The 18,985-nt window shown below is 55.4% G+C and carries 15 protein-coding genes; 6 read left to right on the top strand and 9 right to left on the bottom strand.

Going from position 1 to position 18,985, the window contains the following annotated elements; genetic code table 11:
* The first annotated feature begins 104 nt into the window (after positions 1-104).
* The gene (locus tag LKE88_RS09760) at positions 105-1,055 is read left to right on the top strand and encodes a LysR family transcriptional regulator (protein ID WP_276803476.1); all 951 of its coding nucleotides are present in this window, start codon (positions 105-107) and stop codon (positions 1,053-1,055) included.
* Between the two features lie 45 nt (positions 1,056-1,100).
* On the opposite strand, the gene LKE88_RS09755 is transcribed toward LKE88_RS09760, so the two are convergent.
* The gene (locus LKE88_RS09755) at positions 1,101-2,327 is read right to left on the bottom strand and encodes an MFS transporter (RefSeq protein ID WP_158572288.1); all 1,227 of its coding nucleotides are present in this window, start codon (positions 2,325-2,327) and stop codon (positions 1,101-1,103) included.
* Between the two features lie 143 nt (positions 2,328-2,470).
* On the opposite strand from LKE88_RS09755, the gene LKE88_RS09750 reads away from it, so the two are divergent.
* Entirely contained in the window at positions 2,471-2,809 is a 339-nt protein-coding gene (locus LKE88_RS09750; RefSeq protein WP_105326708.1) for a winged helix-turn-helix transcriptional regulator, read from the top strand.
* 55 nt (positions 2,810-2,864) lie between these two features.
* Here LKE88_RS09750 and LKE88_RS09745 read toward each other — a convergent pair whose 3' ends face one another.
* The 6 genes from LKE88_RS09745 to LKE88_RS09720 all read right to left on the bottom strand — a co-directional run bounded on the left by LKE88_RS09745 (position 2,865) and on the right by LKE88_RS09720 (position 8,800).
* Positions 2,865-3,404, bottom strand: a complete 540-nt coding sequence (locus LKE88_RS09745; RefSeq protein ID WP_105326707.1) for a nitroreductase family protein — start codon at positions 3,402-3,404, stop codon at positions 2,865-2,867.
* Positions 3,405-3,414: 10 nt separating this feature from the next.
* Positions 3,415-4,551 carry a sensor histidine kinase gene (locus LKE88_RS09740; RefSeq protein WP_118286646.1) on the bottom strand — a complete coding sequence of 379 codons (1,137 nt, stop codon included), beginning with the start codon at positions 4,549-4,551 and terminating at the stop codon, positions 3,415-3,417.
* Positions 4,544-5,284, bottom strand: a complete 741-nt coding sequence (locus tag LKE88_RS09735) for a response regulator (RefSeq protein ID WP_105326705.1) — start codon at positions 5,282-5,284, stop codon at positions 4,544-4,546. The genes LKE88_RS09740 and LKE88_RS09735 overlap by 8 nt, the downstream gene beginning before the upstream one ends.
* Before the next feature lie 390 nt (positions 5,285-5,674).
* Positions 5,675-6,463: a DUF6803 family protein gene (locus LKE88_RS09730; RefSeq protein WP_199614397.1), complete on the bottom strand. Its 789-nt coding sequence runs from the start codon at positions 6,461-6,463 to the stop codon at positions 5,675-5,677.
* A 127-nt stretch (positions 6,464-6,590) separates the two neighbouring features.
* A complete protein-coding gene (locus LKE88_RS09725; protein ID WP_105326704.1) occupies positions 6,591-7,787 on the bottom strand; it encodes a Zn-dependent hydrolase in 1,197 nt (398 codons plus the stop codon).
* 107 nt (positions 7,788-7,894) lie between these two features.
* Positions 7,895-8,800: a metal ABC transporter substrate-binding protein gene (locus tag LKE88_RS09720; protein WP_105326703.1), complete on the bottom strand. Its 906-nt coding sequence runs from the start codon at positions 8,798-8,800 to the stop codon at positions 7,895-7,897.
* 187 nt (positions 8,801-8,987) lie between these two features.
* Here LKE88_RS09720 and LKE88_RS09715 point away from each other — a divergent pair, with 187 nt between their 5' ends.
* From LKE88_RS09715 to LKE88_RS09705, 3 genes are read left to right on the top strand one after another with little or no spacing between them, the layout of a single operon-like run.
* Entirely contained in the window at positions 8,988-9,656 is a 669-nt protein-coding gene (locus LKE88_RS09715; RefSeq protein ID WP_105326702.1) for a metal ABC transporter ATP-binding protein, read from the top strand.
* The gene (locus tag LKE88_RS09710; protein WP_105326701.1) at positions 9,649-10,470 is read left to right on the top strand and encodes a metal ABC transporter permease; all 822 of its coding nucleotides are present in this window, start codon (positions 9,649-9,651) and stop codon (positions 10,468-10,470) included. Before LKE88_RS09715 ends, LKE88_RS09710 begins: the two co-directional genes overlap by 8 nt.
* The gene (locus LKE88_RS09705; RefSeq protein ID WP_105326700.1) at positions 10,460-10,909 is read left to right on the top strand and encodes a Fur family transcriptional regulator; all 450 of its coding nucleotides are present in this window, start codon (positions 10,460-10,462) and stop codon (positions 10,907-10,909) included. The genes LKE88_RS09710 and LKE88_RS09705 overlap by 11 nt, the downstream gene beginning before the upstream one ends.
* Before the next feature lie 368 nt (positions 10,910-11,277).
* On the opposite strand, the gene LKE88_RS09700 is transcribed toward LKE88_RS09705, so the two are convergent.
* Positions 11,278-12,246, bottom strand: coding sequence for a M23 family metallopeptidase (locus LKE88_RS09700; protein ID WP_105326699.1), 969 nt, complete (start codon positions 12,244-12,246; stop codon positions 11,278-11,280).
* 315 nt (positions 12,247-12,561) lie between these two features.
* A complete protein-coding gene (locus LKE88_RS09695; protein ID WP_105326698.1) occupies positions 12,562-14,193 on the bottom strand; it encodes a putative polysaccharide biosynthesis protein in 1,632 nt (543 codons plus the stop codon).
* A gap of 453 nt (positions 14,194-14,646) precedes the next feature.
* On the opposite strand from LKE88_RS09695, the gene LKE88_RS09690 reads away from it, so the two are divergent.
* Complete coding sequence (locus LKE88_RS09690; protein ID WP_276803470.1) at positions 14,647-18,927, top strand: acyl-CoA dehydratase activase; 4,281 nt, start codon at positions 14,647-14,649, stop codon at positions 18,925-18,927.
* Positions 18,928-18,985 lie beyond the last annotated feature (58 nt).

The following is an 18,985-nucleotide window of genomic DNA, read 5'->3' as shown; positions in this document are numbered from 1 at the left end:
TCTCACTTTTCTTGCCTACACTTTACTATTTTCCCCAAGGGTTGTATAATACTATATTATAATCAGTCTATAATACAAAGTTATAAGCCAAAGAGGAGGTACCTATGGATAGCCGTGATTTGGAGTACGTGGCCGCCGTGGCCAAAACCAAAAGCTTTTCCCAGGCTGCCCAGCTGCTGTTCATCAGCCAGCCGGCCCTGAGCCAATATATCAAAAGGCTGGAAAAAAGCCTGAACGTGGCCCTGTTCTACCGGACCCGGACCCACGTGGAACTGACCCCTGCCGGCCAGTATTATATCCAGCAGGGCCAGGAAATCCTAAAGCAGATGCAGGGGCTGGAGCAGGCCATGCGCCACTGGTGCAACGATGAAAAGAAGCAGCTCAGCATCGGCGTATCCCAGTTCTACGGGAAGTGGTTCCTGACCCCCTTCCTCCAAAGCATCCGGAAATGCCTGCCCGCCTACCACATCCAGATTGTGGACGGGGAATCCCATTTTCTGGAAAGCCAGATGCTCCAGGGCAAACTGGACTTTGGGATTTTCCCGGCTCCTGTAACCCACAAGGAAGTTTCCTTTGTGAGCCTGGGAGAAGAAGAAATTCTCTTTGCCTTCAGCGAAGAAAACAAAAAAGCCCTGGACCTGCTTCCCACCGCCCTGAAGGACGGGAAAATCGACCTGTTGGCCTACCAGCATTTTCCTTTTGTGCTGCCCAAGGAAGGGCTCAAGATGCACAAGGCTGCCCTGAAAATCTGCCGGCACTTTGGCTTCATGCCCCAATCCGTCTATTCCTCGGAAAACCTGGATACGGTGTATTCCCTGGTAAACCATAATTACGGGGTGGGCTTCCTGCCCGGGGTTCTGGCCCAAAACTACAACCCCAAAACCAACCACGTCCGCTTTTTCTCTTTCCGCAGCCGGTACAACCATCGTTCCATCGGCCTGGCCTATGAGGAAAACAGTCCCCTGCGTTCCCTGGTGCCCCTTCTGGTGGAAGCCATCCAGGGCCGGCCGGAACAAACGGGCCAAAAAGCGGACAAGGCCCTGCCCCAAACGTAAGAAAAGCCATGGCACTCCCAAAAGGGAACGTCATGGCTTTCTGTTTTATTTTTCTAAAGCAGGAACCCTCCGGGAAATGGAATAGCTGGCCAGGGAAGCGATGGCGCACAGCACCGCATCCGCCAGCCAGATGGTCTGGTAGCTGCCGGTCTGGGTAAACAGGATACCCCCCAGCCAGGAACTGACAAAACCCCCAATCTGGTGACACACAAAGGTCAGCCCAAAAAGGAAACCCATGGAAGCCGGGCCAAACCGCCGGCTGATGATTTCCGAGGTAGGGGTCACCGTAGCATCTCCGGTAAAACCCAAAAGCAGGGTGAACAGACCCAGGCACAGGGTATTTTGGGGCAGCAGGAACATGAACAGCACCACCGTCACCACCCGGAGCCCGTACAAAGTCCCCAACACCCGGGGTTGGGGAAAGCGCAGGCAGAAAAAGCCGGACAGAATGGACCCCAGAAGGGTGGTGAGCCCAAAGCCGGTGTACAGCATGGCTGCCGTACTGCCCGGCACCCCCAGGGATTCCATTTGGGGCACCAGGTGGGTCTGGATAATGACCATATGGAACCCGCAGGTGCTGAACCCAATCAGGAGGGCCTTATAGGCCCAGGTGCCCCAGGCCCGGCGAAGAACACTGCCGATGGCCTCCTGGGACGCTTCTTCAGCAGCCTGGCTGCTGGGCTTTCCCGCTTGCTTCAGGCTGCACAGCCACAGGATTACCAGCACCATACAGGCCAGGGCCCCGCCCAGCACCCTGAGGCTGGTGCCAATTCCCCAGGCCGCATTCATGCCCTGAAGGGCCGGGGACAAAAAGGCGCTGCCAATGCCGGAAGCGGCATTCAGGATGCCGGACACGGCGGAGGCCCGCTGGGGTCCCAAAAGGGGCGACAGGGTGCCCATAATCAGGCCAAAGCACAGGGCGCCCGTCCCGGAAGCCAGGATAATCCCCAAATACAGGGTCAGCTCCCCGGTGCTCCGGGCCAGCGGCGTCAAAAATAAGCCGGCGGCCATCAGCACCGCCCCTGCCAAAAGCACCGGCCGGCTCCCCCGGCGCAGGGCCAGGGCGCCCCACAGGGGCTGGGTCAGCCCGTACAGCAGCTGGGCAATGCCAAAAGCAAAAGCTGCGTCCGCATAAGAAATTCCGGACAATACCGTCAGCGGACGGATCATAATCCCATACACCGCCCGGATACCGCCGCTCAGGGCGTAAAGCAGACAGGCGGCCACAATGGGCAGCAAATAGTTTCCCCAACCCCCGCTGTTTTTTTCCATAACTTTCCCCTCCCCTGGTCCAGAGCCTCTCCCGGCGCTCTGGGAACCCATTGACATCTTATGGTAATATTACCATAGGTCTTTTATTCTGCAAATACTGCCCAAAAAGGTATTTGCTACCTTTCAGAAACCAAGGAGGCATTATGAAACCACACGATCCCCAGGAAAAGCCCTTCCACTGCCCAGTGGAAGCTGCCCTTAGCCAAATTGGGGGCAAATACAAGGCCATCATCCTTTACCATATCATGACGGATTCCGTACTCCGTTTCCACCAGCTCCAGGCCTACATTCCCCAGGCTACGGCCAAAATGCTGACCCAGCAGCTCCGGGAACTGGAGGCGGACGGCCTGCTGCACCGGGAAGTCTACCCGGTGGTTCCTCCCAAAACCGAGTACTCCCTGACGGAACGGGGAGAAACCCTGCGGCCGGTGATTATGGCCATCTGCCACTGGGGGGAAACCTATATGCAGGGAACCTTCTAAAAGCGCCAATTGAAAAATCCCGTCTTTCCCTTACTGGGAAGGACGGGATTTTGCTTTAGAACCGCTCCTGATGGACCTTTTTCCAGTCCAATTCCTGCAACGTATGGGGCCGCAGGGGATGGGCAGCATGGCCCAGGGCCAAAATGGCTTCCACTTCATACCCTTCCGGAATGCCCAGTTTTTCTCTGAGGTAATCCGAAGACGTGAGAGGTTTCCCGTCCGCTCCCAGGGCTGCTGCGTGCATATGGCGCACCTGAACCCAGCAGCTGCCCAGGCCCAACTCTGTTGCCTGGAGCAGCATGGCCAAAAGGGTCAGGGAGGCATCCTCCACCCAGGCATGGGAAGAAGTGGCGCCCAGTACCACCACCGCACAGGCCGCTTCCCGGAGCATTTGGCCAAACTGGGGCTTACAGTCCGCTAGGGCGTGGACCTGCTCCGGGTCCGTAACCACCACCAGCTCGCTGCTGTGGAGGTTTTTGCTGCTGGGCACCGACAGCCCTGCCGCCAAAATTTTTTTCAGGTCAGCAGGGTCCACCGGTTCTGCTGTAAAATGCCGGACGCTCCGCCGGGCCAAAAGCAATTGTTCTAGTTCCATACTGCGCCTCCTATTTTTTCTGCTTCTCTATAGGGAAAGTCACCTGAAAAACAGCACCTTTGGGCTGGGTGTTAGCTACAGTCAAGGTGCCTCCCTGATTTTCCACGAAACTTTTGGCCAGGGACAGGCCTATGCCGCTGCCTCCGGTCCCCCGGTTCCGGGATTTGTCCCCCCGGTAAAAATGCTCAAAAATATGGGGCAGGTCTTCCGGAGCAATGCCCGGTCCTTGGTCCGCCACCAAAAGCTGCACCTGCCCGTTTTGCACCCGGCTGGTCAGGGTAATCACCGTTCCCGGGTCCGTATAACGGATGGCGTTCACCACCAGATTGTACACCACCTGGTTCAGCCGGTCCGGGTCCAGTTCCAAAAGGGGCAGCTGCTCTGCCAGGTCCACCTGGAACTGGAGATGCTTTTCCTCCAAAAGGGGCGTCAGCATGGCTGCAGCCCGCTGAAGCAGGCCGTTGAGATCCACCGGCTTTTTGTGCAGCTCCAGCTGGTGCACCTCCGCCAGGGACAAGTCCCTGAGGTCCGCCACCAGCCGGGTCAGCCGCATGACTTCTTCCTCCATGGAAAAGAGTTTTTCCGGGGCCGGCGGTTCCACGCCGTCCAGCAGACTTTCCAGCTGCCCCTGGAGTACGGCCAAAGGCGTCCGCAGCTCATGGGCAATGTTGGCCAAAAATTCCCGCCGGTTTTGTTCGTTCTCCGCCAGTTCCTCGGACATTTTGTTGAACAGGGTGGTCAGCTGCCCCACCTCATCACAGGTGGTCACCGGCACTTCCTGCTTCAGCTTGCCCTGGCGGATTTTTTCCGTAGCCTGGCAGAGCTGCCGCAGGGGCCTGGTAATGGAGCCAGCCAGAAAATAGCTGACCACCAGGCCCAGAAAAGCAAAAAACAGCCCCACCCACCAAAGGGACTGGTGGTAGGATTCCATAAAGGCCAGTTCCGAAGGGCCCATCATCCCCATACCGCCGCCCATCATGCCGCCGTGCATCATACCGCCGTGCATCGTGCCGGGCATGCTCAAATAGCGCAGGAACAGGTCTTCCATCTGCCGGCCGCACAGGTAGATGACCACCAGGCCGCAGAGCAGGATCAGCAGAAAGGTACTGACCATGAGCTTATCCCGAATGCTGTGAAATTTAGGCATGGGAGTCCCCTCCAAATTTATAGCCAATGCCGTACACCGTAAGGATATACCGGGGATGCCGGGTATCCGGCTCGATTTTCCGGCGCAGGTTCCGGATGTGGGCATCAATGGTCCGCTCGTAGCCTTCAAAGGCAAAGCCGTGGGTATTCTCCAGCAGCTGCAGCCGGTTGAAGACTTGCCGGGGATTCTTTAAAAACACCTCCAACAGGCTGAATTCAATGGGCGTCAGCTCGATTTCTTCCCACTCCGGCGCTGTCTGGGGGCTGCCCTCCTTTTGCCGCCAGAGCAGATGCTCCTTCAGGTCCAGTTTCAGCCCACCGGCTTCCAGCACCTCAGGCTCCTGGGCTTTTTTCTCCACATAGGCGCCGTAGGTGCGCCGCAGCAGGGCCCGGACCCGGGCCGTCAGTTCCCGGAGGCTGAACGGTTTGGTGATATAGTCGTCAGCCCCCAGTTCCAAGCCCATCAGCCGGTCAAATTCCGCATCCCGGGCGGTAAGCATAATAATAGGCACCGTGCTTTCCTGCCGGATCTGCCGGCACACATCCCGGCCATCCAATTTGGGCAGCATCAGGTCCAAAAGCACCAGCTGGGGCTGCTTTTCCCGGAAAACCTGCAGGGCCGCCTCCCCGTCTCTAGCCGTAACAACCACAAAATTTTCCTTCCGCAGATAATTGGTCACCAGTTCCAGAAGCTTGGCATCATCATCCACGGCAAGTACCGTATAGGTGTCCATCCGGCCACCTCCTTTTGTTTTTTATTATACCTTGTTTTGCCAAAAAGCGTCAGGCTCCCTGTACAAAAAGGGACTGTGAAAAAATGAAACTTCTATCGTCGCCTTCGGCGACACTTCCTACACGCTTGCAGGAAGCGTACCAGGCCTCTACTGGTCAAGTGACAAAGAAGGGTGGTGCAGGTATTTACGTACCTAAATTTTATCTCAAAACCCGTTTTGCACATGACCAGTATGGGCCTAAGACCGGCCCCTTCAAGCGTGAAGGGGCTGTCAGCACGTAGGGCTGACTGAGGAAGTTTTGAGGTGCAGATACGGCTATAACGAACGTTAAAAATAGCTTGCGAACTAGTTTGAATTCGCAAGCCATTTTTTCACAGTCCCTTTTTCGTATTAGAAGTTGTAGCCGGAAGCCGTCACGCTCCGGTTGTCCTGATTGGCATTGCCATTGCCGCCCCAGCAGGGAGGCGTCCAGTTTTGGCCGTTTCCGGGATTGGCATTTCCCCGGCCGTTCTGGTTGTAGCCCCAGCAGGGACCACCCTGCCAATTGCCATTGTTGTTATTGGCACCGCTGTTATCCAGGTTCTGGGCAGCGTAGGCGGTTTTGCCCTGGGCGCTGTAGGCAGCGGCCAAAACCCGGTTTCCTTTTTGGGGAACTGCCGACTGCTGCATGCCCGGCATGGCGCTGTGGTCCATGCCTTTTTGCATAGGCGCTCCTGCGGGCCGCCAGCCGCTCAGGGTCGGGTCCACCATGCCAAAGACCATGGCCACGTGGCTGACCACCAAAAAGCCAATCAGAAGGCCAAAATGCCGCATGGTCCGCTGGTGTTCCGTAGCGTGTTTGCCGATAATCCCCAGTTCCATCAGGGCAATGGCCCCCAGGGGAACAATCCCCAGCAGGTAGGCCCAAATGGCCAGTTCATCCGTCCAGCCCTTCCAGCTGAGTCCCGGTACCACATTGGTCATCAGGTAGAGGAAAACCAGGAGGAAATAGCCCCCGGCAGCAATGCCCAGCCGGTGGTTCCATTTTTTCCAGTTCCCCGCCCCTTCCTTCCGGTAGTAGGTCACATAAAATTCTGTGGCCACCAGGGATTCTGCCAGCACCACCGGCAGCACCATAAAGAGGATCAGATTCCAGGGCTGGTGCATAGCCAAAAGATCCATATAATTTGTCATTACCATCATGCATTCTCCTTTCGCTGCCAGCAGCTTCCAAAATTCACTGCCAGCTTCACTCCATTTGTTGCCTGTAGTATACGAAAGGAATATGCAGAACTGGGGCACAAAATATCAAGAAATTATGAAGATTTTATTCCGCCAGACCAGCTGCGTCCACCTTCAGCAGGGTCCGATACAGGATATCCCCGCCCTGCTCCACAGCCTGGGGCTCCGTCCATTCATCTCCGCTGTGGCTGATGCCCAAATGGCTGGGCACAAAAATCATCCCAATGGGCACCCGGTGGTCCAGGGAATCCGCATCGTGGCCGGCTCCGCTGGGCAGGGTCATGGCTGCAGCGCCTGCCTCGGCCGCTGCCTGCCGGATCATGTCCTGCAAGGCTGGAGCACAGTGGGCGCTGCTCTTGTAGATGACTTTTTCAATGGTAAAGTCAGCATCTGGAATCTCTTTGGCTTTTGCCTCAATGCGGCGCAGCAGTTCATCGGTCCTGGCTTTCTCCACATGGCGCATTTCAAAGGACGCCACCACTTTTCCCGGCACCACATTGGCCGCGCCCGGATACACCGTCACTTTTCCCGGGGTGAAGACCAGGGCGGGGTCAATTTCCCGGCACTGGGCATCGGCATACACAATCAGCATAGCCATGGCCACCATGGCGTCCCGGCGCAGGCGCATGGGGGTGGTGCCCCCGTGGTTGCTCTGGCCCAGGGCTGTTACCTGGTAGCGGCCAATGCCGGCAATGCCGCTGACCACTCCAATAGGAATCCCCTGTTGTTCCAGCACGCCGCCCTGCTCCACATGGGTTTCCAGATAACACAGTACATCTGAAAAATCCCGGGCACAGGCGAGAATTTCCTCCACGGTGTGGCCATAGGCTGCCAGGGCCTCTGCCAGGTGGAACTGCTGGGGATCCACCAGGCCCGCCAGGGCCCGGCTGCCGAAGGTACCGCCCAAGGGGCCCCCTTCTTCGGCGTTAAAGCCGTACACCTCTACGGTATGACGCAGCTTCCGGCCCTCCTGCTGCAGCCGTTCCACCGCTCCCAGGGCTGCGGCTACCCCGTAGGCGCCGTCAAAAAGGCCTCCGGAAGGCACCGTATCCAGGTGGGACCCCATGAGAATATGTTTTGCCGCTTTGTCCGTACCCCAAAGAATGCCTCTCACATTGCCAGCTGCATCCGTACTGGTTTCCATTCCATAGCTTTCCATGAGTTTTTGGGCCGCGTTCCGGCTCTCTCTAAATTCCGGGCTATAGCCCAGACGGGTATAGGACCCGTCCTGATTTTTCCCATAATGGGCAATTTCCTGTAAAATTCGGCTGATGCGTTCCATTGCCAGTCCCCCTTCCGTATCATCCCATTATACCCAAACTGCCTGAAAAAAACAGGTTTTTTCCATAAAAAAAGGGAGGCGGCAAGCCGCACTCCCGAGGTTCTGCTTTATTGCAGGCTGGCGTAAATGGCTTTCAGGTTTTCTTCCATCAGGGCCAAATACCCTTTGTCACTGCCTTCACTGCCCTCCAGGGTGTGGATGGGCACCACCTTGGCTCCCACTTCCTTGGCCAGGGCTTCGCTGGTCTTGGGGCTGATGGCCGCTTCCGTAAAGATGGTGGTTACCCGATGTTCTTTGCAGTAGCTCACCAGCTGGGCCATCTGCTTAGCATTGGGCTCGCCGGAAGCAAAGACGGATTCCACACTGTTCTGGGTCAGGCCAAAATCCCGGCACAGGTAGGCAAAGGCCGCATGGCCGGTAACGAATTCTTTCCGGGGCAGGTTTTGGAATTTTCCCTTATAGGTATTTTCCAGGTCCTGGAGCTTCTTTTCGTAGGCTTCCCCGTTCTTTTTGTAGTAATCCCCATTGGCCGGATCCGCCTTGGAGAGGCCCTCCACAATCTGGTCCACCTCGTTGCGGGCACAGGCCAGGGACAGCCAGGCATGGGGATCGTACTGGCCATGCTCCTTGATTTCATCCTCATCGGTATTTTTGATGGGGGTTACATTCTTGGCCGCTTCCACCACCAGCAGTTTGGGATTGTCCGCAGCCTTCACCATATCGTCCGCCCAGGGCTCCATGCCCAGGCCCTGCTTTACAAAAACCTTGGCTTCATGCAGCCGGGTCATATCCTTGGGCGTGGGCTGAAAATCGTGGGGTTCCGTGCCGTCCGGAATGATGGTGGTAATTTCCACCTTATCCCCGCCCACAGCCTGGACCAGTTCCTTCATGGCATAAAAGCTCACCGAAACCGGCAGCTTGCCGCTTTTCTTTTCTGGGGTACTGGAACTGCCGCAGCCGGCCCCCAGCACCAATAAACACAGGCTCAGCACCAGAGCCAATCCTTTTTTCATCCTTGCTTCCTCCACTTCTTGCAAATGATTTGCATCTTCTCGCGTTCCCTATCATACCACGCCGCTGGCCTAACGTCAATAAATGCAAATGCCTTGCATTTCTATGTGAACACTTCTATAATAAACTATTGTCATCTGGAAATCCCAGAGATTTGCCAGAGAATATTTTGGGAAAGGATTTAACCCCATGTTAGCTTTAAGTCATATCTACTTTGCCTACGAGCAAGGTCCCTATTTATTGAAAGACCTGTCCATGACCATTCAGGACGGGGATTATATCGCCATTGTGGGAGAAAACGGCAGCGGCAAAAGCACCCTGATCAAATTGATGCTGGGGCTGCTCTCCCCCAGCTCCGGCACCATCCGTTCCACCTTCCGGCGGCCGGCCTACGTGCCCCAGCCCACGGATATGGTAAACAAGCAGTTCCCCATTACTGTCCGGGAAGTGCTGGACTATACCCGGCAGATTCTCCATATCAAGGACAAAAAAGTGGTGGACCGGGTGCTGGACCAGATGCATATTACGGAGCTGCAGGAACACCTGATTGGCGCCCTGTCCGGCGGCCAGTACCAGAAGGTGATGATTGCCCGGGCCCTTTTGGGCAAGCCGGACCTGATGATTTTTGATGAACCTTCTACCGGCATGGACCTCAAGAGCCAGGACGACCTGTACCCTTTGATTCAGCAGTTAAATGCCCAGGGCATCACCATTGTCACGGTGGAGCACAACCTGCGCTACGCCGCTTCCCATGCCTCCACCTTCTTCCACGTGGTCCAGTCCCAGGGCCATTTCTGCACGCCTCAGGAATATATCCAGGAATATCTAGCAGAGAACGGAGGGAACCGTCATGTTTGAATACGCCTTTATGCGCAATGCCTTTATGATCAGCGTGCTGATTTCCCTGATCTGTCCCCTGATTGGGATGTTCCTGGTGCTGCGCCGCTACTCCATGATTGGCGACGCCCTGAGCCACGCTTCCCTGGCCGGGGTGGCCACGGGGCTTCTGCTGGACTGGAACCCCATCCTCAGTGCCTTCTGCCTGACCTCCTTTTTCGGGCTGCTCATTGAAGTCCTCCGGGAGAAATTCCGGCGCTATGCGGAACTGACCCTGGTGATTGTCCTGTCCCTGTCCGTGGGCATCGCCATTACCATTATCAGCTCCGGCCTGGTCCACGCCAATGTAGATTCTTTCCTGTTTGGCAGCATCCTGACCGTTTCCCAGAAAGAAGTGCTGACGGTACTGGTGCTGACCATCATTTCCCTTTTGACCATCCTGGGACTCTTTCCCCAACTGGTCATGCTGTCCTTTGACGAGGACGGTGCCCGGATTGCCGGCGTCAAGGCCCGGGCCATCAATTATATTTTTTCCATCCTGGTGGCAGCCACCATTTCCGTATCCATCCGGATTGTGGGGATCCTGGTCATCAGTTCCCTGATTGCCCTGCCGGTGGCCACCGCCCTCCAGCTGCAGAAGGGGTTCCGCCAAACCCTGTTCTTGTCGGTGGTGTTCAGCTTCATCGACATCTTGTCCGGGCTGTTTGCTTCCTATTGGCTGGGAGCCGCCCCGGGGGGCATTACCGCCATTGTGTCCGTGGTGCTCCTGATGCTGGTGATTTTCTATAAGGAGCTGTCCCAAAAGCTCCAGCAAGGAGGTGCCCATGCTGAATAGTACAGAACCGCTGACCAGTGAGGAGATGATCCGCCGGGTAGGGCTCAAAAGCACCAAAGCCCGGAACCAGGTGCTTCAAATGATGCTCCGCCAGCGGGAAGTTCTCTCTGCCGACGAAATCTATGAAAAACTGCTCCAGGAAGGAGCCCATCTGAATTTTTCCACCGTATACCGGATTTTGGAAATGTTCACCGAGAAAAAGCTTACGGAAAAGATGCTGCTGCCGGGCTCCCGGAAATACGGCTTCCTGCTGTACACCCTGAGCCACACCCATCACCTGATCTGCCTGGGCTGCCACAAGGTGGTGGACATTGACGGCTGTCCCCTCCACGGCTTTGAGGAAGACCTGGCCCGGAAAACCCACTTTGAAATTGTGGGCCACTACCTGGAACTGTACGGCTACTGTGCCGACTGCCAGGCCAAACGGGAAAAGGAATAGCGTCCCAAACAAAAAAACGGCGGGGGGTGTGAAATAATACCTACCCCTGAAAGAAAAAATGGCTTGCGAGCTCAAAAGAGTTCTCAAGCCATTTTTGTTGTCCGTTATAGCCGTATCTAATAAACTTCCTCAGTCAGTCCTGCGGACTGACAGCCCCTACACGCTTGCAGGGGCCAGTCTTAGGCCTATACGAGTCATGTGCAAAACGGATATAGCAAAGCAGCATAGTTCGTAAATGCCTGGCACTACCCTAGTCTATTACTTGACCAGTAGCGTCATAGAATGCTTCCTGCAAGCGTGTAGGAAGTGTCGCCGCAGGCGACGATAGAAGTTTCATTATTTCACAGCCCCAGTCGTTTTATTTTGTCTTAGCGTACCGGCCGGGCGTAGTTTAACGGGTTCACCGTATTCCCGTTCTGCCGCATTTCAAAGTGCAGATGGGGCCCGGTGCTGTAGCCGCTGCTGCCCACGTAGCCGATGACGTCCCCCCGCTTCACATGCTGTCCCGGGGTTACGGCAATGGCGCTCATATGGCCGTAGCAGGTCAGCATGCCATTGCCGTGATCAATGCTGACAAACCGTCCGTATCCGCCGTTCCACTGGGCTTCCTGGACCACGCCGGTGGCCGAAGCCCGCACCGGCGTGCCGTAGTCCGCGGCAATATCGATGCCCGGATGGTAGTCGCTACCTTTCCCAAAGGGATCGGCCCGCATCCCGTAAAAGGAGCTGATTTCCCCGCCGCTGAGGGGCCACCCGTAGGTGCCGTCCCCGGAGTAGGACAGGGCCAGCAGCATATTGGTGAGGTTTTCCTTCTTGTAGCCCAGCCGCTTCCGGTTGATTTCATCCTGGACCTCCAGCACGGAAAGCTGGTCGGCCGTGGTGGAACCACCCTGGCCGCCGTTATCCAGCTCCTTGGATTTTTGGTCCACGGTTTCTTCGCCAATCTTGACCCCGTCCTGGGCCAGTTTCTTCCGGACCGCGTCCTCCAGCTGGACCACCTGGCCCAGTTCCTTCTGGAGTTTTTCGTTGTTGTCCATGAGCTTAGCCATCCGTTCCGTGTAGACCCCGTAGTCCGCCCGGTAGTTGGCCAGCTCCAGCTGTTCATCCCAGGCCCGGACCAAAAGGCCGCCGCAGACCGCCAGCCCCATCAGGCAGACCAGGAAAACCCCGGCAAAGCCGAAAATCAGCTTGGTGCCCCCGTGGAATTCCCGGACTTCCCCGTTTTCATCTTTCCATTCCAAAGAAAGGCCGGCGCCCAGGAAATGGCCCTTGAGCAACAGGCCGGAAAAGTAGCTGCCCAGCTTTGCCAGTTTTTCTTTGCTTTTGCTTTGCTCCATACCTTCAAACTCCTTTACCTGTCCCAGGGCGCTGCCGCCGGGACTGCCAACAAGAAAGGGGCTGTGAGCAGCTCACACCCCCAAATGGTTTTTGTGGTTTTGGCCTGGCAGGAAGCTTTGCCTGTCCTGCCAAATAAGAATCCTTATACTGATAGCTATTGTACTAGGAATCCTCCTACTTTGCAAGGATTGCTCCAAAAATATCACATTTTACTTCCGTAAAGCGGCATAAATACAGGGCTTTTCAAAAGACTCATCAGTCAAAAAAATACTTCCCCAGCCGTTTTGGTTGAGGAAGCAGCACACATTTATTTTTTATTTTTCCTGGGGTTTTAATAGTCCCAGTTTCCGGCCCAGCAGCACCATCCGCCGGCCCACAAAGGGAATCTGTGCCAGTTCGTCTTCCGGCATGGTCTTCAGCAGCAGCAGGAGCAGGGCATACACCGGAATGGCTACCACCATGGCCCCAATAATGCTCAGGAACCGGGTACCCGGGAACAGCAGCAGAAAGCCTTTTACAGCGGCCCCCATGACCACAGCGGCCACCAGGGTTTTCAGCAGCTGTTTCACTTCCAGGGAAAAGCCCGTGTACTTCTGGATGAAGAACAGGTTCAGCAGGGCAGCAATCCCAATATCCGCCACCGTAGCCCAGGAAGAACCCACAATCCCCAGGGAGGGAATGGCCGTCAGGTTCCAGTTCAGGAACACCTTGGCCGCAGCGGCAATAATCATATTGAACACCGGAATCTTGGTCCGGCCCAGGCCCTGCAAAATCCCCGTACTGACCTGGTGCAGGCCCAAAAGGAAAATGGCCCAGCTCATGGTTTCAATGGCCGGCCCGGCGTTGGGAGCGCTGTAGATCAGGGTAGCTACCCGGCCTCCCAGCACGTGGAGCCCAATGCTGCAAGGAATGGTAATGACGGCAGCTACGGAAAAGGCCGTGCTGACCTTTTCCCGGATGCCGGAGGTATCATTTAAAATCCGGGACTCGCTGATGGCAGGCACCAGACTGATGGAAAGGGCCGCGGTCAAGATGGTGGACATATTGACCAGGGGCACCGCCACCCCGGTAAGATACCCGAACAGGGTGGTGGCTTCCGGCAGGGTCCAGCCCCCGGCCATGAGCCGACGGGGCACAATCATCATATCCAGGTTGGAAACTACCGGCAGCATCAGGCTGGACATGGACACCGGCAGGGCCAGGGTCACCAGTCTTTTGATGATGGTCCAGGCGGATTCCGGCGGCTTGGCCGGAGCGGTCAGGCCCTTGGGAAACAGCTTATGCTTCAGCCGCAGGTAGAAAATCTGCAGTACCACCAGGCCGCAGAAAGCACCGGCCCCAGCCCCCATACTGGCCCCTGCCGCTGCATAGGTCAGACCTCTGGGCAGCAGCAGGTAGGAAAAGGCGATCATGGTAAATACCCGCACCGTCTGTTCCGTAATTTCCGAACAGGCGGTAGGAATCATAATCTGCATCCCCTGGAAATACCCCCGGAAACTGGACAGGAAGGTGACGAAGAATACCGCCGGGGCCAGGGCAATGATGGAATAGTAGGCCCGGGGATCGGCGATAATCTTGGACTGAATCAGATACCCTGCCCCGCCCCACAAACACAGGGAGAAGAACAGGCCCGTAAAGAACAGGAGCCGCAGGGACACCCGAAACACCCGCTGGGCTCCGAAATAATCATCCTGGGCCACCTTTTCTGCGGTAATAATGGAAATGGCCACGGGAATACCGGCGGAGGAAACCGTAATGGCCATCAGATAGATGGGGAAGCCCATCTGGTAGATGCCGATTCCTTCGCCCCCCATAACCCGGGACAAAATGGCCCAGTTCAGGGCCCCGATTACCTTTACCACAATACTGGAAATGGTTAAAATCATGGTTCCCTTGAGGAATTTTGTTGTTTTATTCCCTGCTGGTTTTTGCACTTCCTGTTCCATGCCACACACCCTTCTGCCAGAAAAAATCAATTTCAACACAATTGTTTTATTTTATCATATTTTGGCCCGTCTGGCGCAGAAATCCCGGAAATCCCACAAAGGCTTTCCACTTTTTTCCCAGATTGTTCATTTATAAGTGTAAACATTTTTGTAACATTTGAAGATTTCCTTATGTGTCCGTACCAATTAAAGCGGCCTTCTGTCTTTTTGGAGTGTACACGTATTCTTGTTCCAACCTGCTTTCCTGCACCCCATCAAGGAGCCGCGCCCGGGAACCTGAAAAACCGTGAAAATCCCCGTTTTTCCTAGCTATAAGCCATTTCTAATAAGGGCCAGCAGCTTTTCCAAAAGCCCTCAAAATGGGGTGAAAAATAACCTCTTTCCCTACGGGTTCCATCTAGTATTTTTAGTTAAATGTGCTATAATTATATACACTTTAAGTAGAGGTGCATCATGAGTACGTATAATGTAGGTTTAGACATCGGGTCCACGACAGCGAAAATTGTTGTCCTGAACCAAAATAAGGAAGTCGTTTTTACCCGGTACAGACGCCACCAGGCCAATGTGCCTGCCGTTCTCCGGGAAGAACTGCAATCCTTGCGCTCCCAAATCGGAGCTGCCCGCCTGAAGCTGAAAATTACCGGTTCTGTCGGCATGGGCCTGGCAGAAAAATTCCAGCTTCCTTTTGAGCAGGAAGTCATTGCGGCCACCAAATTCGTCAAGGAAAAATATCCCGAAGTGGCCACCCTGATCGACATCGGCGGCGAAGACGCAAAAATTGTATACATCAAACCCGATGGAAGCTGCGATTTGCGTATGAACGGCAACTGTGCCGGGGGCACAGGGGCTTTCCTGGACCAAATGGCAGTTTTGCTGAAGGTTCCTGTGGAAGAGCTCAACGGCCTAGCAGAAAAGGCCCAGCACGTCCATTACATTGCCTCTCGCTGCGGTGTGTTTGCCAAAACAGACATCCAGAATCTCCTAAGCAAGAATGTCAGCCGGGAAGACATTGCCATTTCCATTTTCCACGCTGTAGCCGTCCAGGTCATTTCCACCCTGAGCCACGGCTGCACCATTGAGCCCAAAATCCTGCTTTGCGGCGGCCCCCTGACCTTTATGCCGGCCCTGCGCAAAGCCTTGATGGACTGCCTGCGCATTCCCTATGTGAACTTCATTGTGCCGGAAAACGCCAACCTGATTCCGGCCTACGGCACAGCCATCAGCGCCCAGGACGCTCCAGTTATCGGCTTTGATGAGCTGGTAGAACGGTTTGCCCAGGCTCCCAAGACCGTCATCCGGTCCGAGGATGTGCTGCCGCCGATTTTTAATTCCCCGGAAGAATACGCAGCGTGGAAAAAGGAAAAGGAAGCGGCCTATATCCAGCTGACGCCCTTAACGGCGGATACCCAGGACGTATACCTGGGCATCGACTCCGGCTCCACCACCACCAAACTGGTGGTCACTGACCCCCAGGACCGGATTCTGTTCACCTATTACACTCCCAATAACGGCAACCCGCTGGGGGCCGTGCAAAAGAGCCTGGAAGCGTTCTACGCCAAATGCCTGGAAGTAGGGGCCAATCCCCTGGTGAAGGGCAGCTGCTCAACAGGCTACGGGGAAGACCTGATCAAAGCCGCTTTCGACCTGAAAACCGGCATCATTGAAACCATTGCCCACTATCTGGCAGCCCGGAAGATCAACGATAAGGTTTCCTTTATTCTGGACATTGGCGGCCAGGATATGAAGGCCATTTTCGTGGACCATGGGGTCCTGAACCGGATGGAACTGAACGAATCCTGTTCCGCCGGCTGCGGCACCTTCCTGGAAACCTTTGCCAAGGGCTTAAACTATTCCGTCAGCGACTTTGCCAAAATGGCCTGTGAAGCCAAAATGCCCTGCGACCTGGGCACCCGCTGCACGGTGTTCATGAACTCCAAGGTAAAACAGAGTCTCAGGGAAGGCCTGACCACCCCGGATATTTCCGCGGGACTTGCCTACTCGGTGGTAAAAAACTGCCTGTACAAGGTACTGAAGCTGCAAAACACCCTGGACCTGGGGAAGGAAATCGTGCTCCAGGGCGGTACCATGAAAAACGACGCTGTGGTCCGGGCCTTTGAACTATTGACCCATACCACCGTGCACCGGAGCAATATCCCTGAAATCATGGGAGCCTACGGCTGCGCCCTGTTTGCCAGAAGCCGGGCCGAAGGTTCCGTGACCCTGGACGAACTGCTCCATATTGCCACCTATACCGACAGCCAGCTCCAATGCCACGGCTGCGAAAACAACTGCCTGATCAAAAAATACAATTTTGCCAACGGCAGCACCTATTTCTCCGGAAACAAATGCGAAAAATTCTTCACCAACAACAGGGAAGACGTAAAACCCGGGGAAAACATCTACGAATACAAATACAAGCTGCTCTTTGACCGGCCGGTAAAGGAAGACGCGGAACGCACCATTGGCATTCCCCGCTGCCTGAACATTTACGAGGACTACCCCTTCTGGCACGCCCTGTTTACAAGCTGCGGGCTGAAGGTCCAGCTGTCCGACCCCTCCACCTTCAAAAACTATGAAGGCGGCATCCACGATGTCATGTCGGACAACATCTGCTTCCCGGCCAAACTGGTCCACGGGCACATCAACAACCTGGTGAAAAAACGGGTAAACCGGATTTTCATGCCCTACGTCATCTACGAACACCAGGACGACAAGCGCCAGTTAAACAGCTACAACTGCCCGGTGGTTTCCGGGTACTCCGACGTCATCAAAAGCGTAGCCGATACCCAGATTCCCATCGATTCTCCCCCCATCAACTTCCAGGATGAAAAACTCCTGAAAAAGCAGATTCGGGAATATCTCAGCTACATTGGCTTCGACCGGTTTACTGCGGACAAGGCCTTCCAGGCCGCAGTGGCTGCCCAAAAAGCCTACAGCGACGCCATCAAGGCCAAAAATCAGGAGATTCTCCAAAAGAGCCGGGACAACAAGCAGCTGACCATTCTTTTGGCCGGCCGGCCTTACCATACGGATCCCCTGATCCAGCACAAGCTCAGCGAGTCCATTGCAGCCATGGGCATCAACGTCATCAACGAAGACCTGCTCCGGGATGACAGCAGCGTAACCATTGACGATTCCTACCTGGTGCGCCAATGGGCCTACATCAACCGAATTTCCAAGGCAGCGGACTGGGTGGCCCGGCAGGACAACAGCATCCACTTTATGGAAATGACCTCCTTTGGCTGCGGCCCGGACGCCTTCCTCCAGGATGAAATCCGGGGAATCCTCCAGCGCCATGGCAAGGCCCTGACCCTGCTGAAAATCGATGATGTTTCCAACATCGGCTCCCTGAAGCTGCGGGTACGGTCCGTGGTGGAAAGCATCCGCTACAACCGGGATGCCAAGCAGGAACCGGATCCTTTTGTGGATACCCCCCGCTTTGAAAAGTCCATGAAGGACTACACCATCCTGGCCCCCTTCTTTACCCCGTTTATTTCTCCCCTGATTCCGTCCGTGATGAAACTGGTGGGCTACAAGGTGGAAACCCTGCCGGAAAGCACCGTCCAATCGGCGGACCTGGGGCTGAAATTTGCCAACAACGAAGTCTGCTATCCGGCCACGTTGGTGGTGGGCGACTTTATCCGGGCCCTCCAGTCCGGCAAGTACGACCCCGCCCACACCGCGGTTGCCATTACCCAGACCGGCGGCCAGTGCCGGGCCTCCAACTACTTTGGCCTGATCAAGCACGCCCTGATTTCTGCCGGCTTTACCGAGACCCCGGTATTGTCCCTGGCTACCAGCAAGAATATCAAAAATGACCAGCCGGGCTTTGAAGTCAACTGGCTGAAGATTGCCAAGATCACCATTTCCACCGTGCTGTTCTCCGACTGCCTGTCCAAGTTCTTCAACGCTTCCGTAGTGCGGGAAACCGTCAAGGGCAAGGCCCTGGAACTGCGGGACAAGTACCTGGATTTGGCCAAGAAGGAAATCGAGGCCAACAGCTCCAGCGGCCTGCTGAAGCTGCTTCAGGCAGCTGCCGAAGAATTCAACGCCCTGGCCAAGCCGGAAGTACGCCTGCCCCAGGTAGGCATTGTGGGTGAAATCTACCTGAAATTCAACAGCTTTGCCCATAAGAACATCACCACCTGGCTCATGGACCACTCCATTGAAGTGATGCCGCCGCTGCTGACCCCGTTCTTCATGCAGGCCTTTGTAAACCGGGTCACCAACAAACGGTTCGGCCTGGAACGGCACCCGGTACCCAACATCCTGGTAGATTTCATCTATATGTGGGTTACCAAGCAGATCAAGAAATTCAACGACATCGGCAAAAACTTCCAGTACTTCACCCCTATTGAAGATATCTTTGAGCTGGCCAACGACGGGAAACAGATCATCAACATGGCTGCCCAATTTGGGGAAGGCTGGCTGCTGCCGGCAGAAATCGTCAACTTTGCCAAATCCGGCATTGAAAACGTGATCAGCCTCCAGCCCTTCGGCTGCATTGCCAACCATATCATTTCCAAGGGAATTGAAAAGAAAATCAAATCCCTGTACCCCCAGATGAACCTGCTGAGTCTGGACTTTGACAGTGGCGTCAGCGACGTAAACGTCACCAACCGGCTGCTGCTGTTTGTGGAAAATATCCGGGCACCCCAAGCCCGTCCTGCCGCCAGCGAAAAGCAGCAGGACGGACTCCTGGGCCAAGGTCCGGAACCGGAAATCATGCTGTAAAAAAAGAGCGCAAGGCCAAGTGCCTGCGCTCTTTCTTTTGCTTTTCGTTATAGCTTTA

It is taken from the genome of Acidaminococcus hominis, from assembly GCF_022484025.1.
Classification (GTDB): Bacteria; Bacillota; Negativicutes; order Acidaminococcales; family Acidaminococcaceae; genus Acidaminococcus; species Acidaminococcus hominis.
This window is presented reverse-complemented; position numbering and strand designations above follow the sequence as displayed.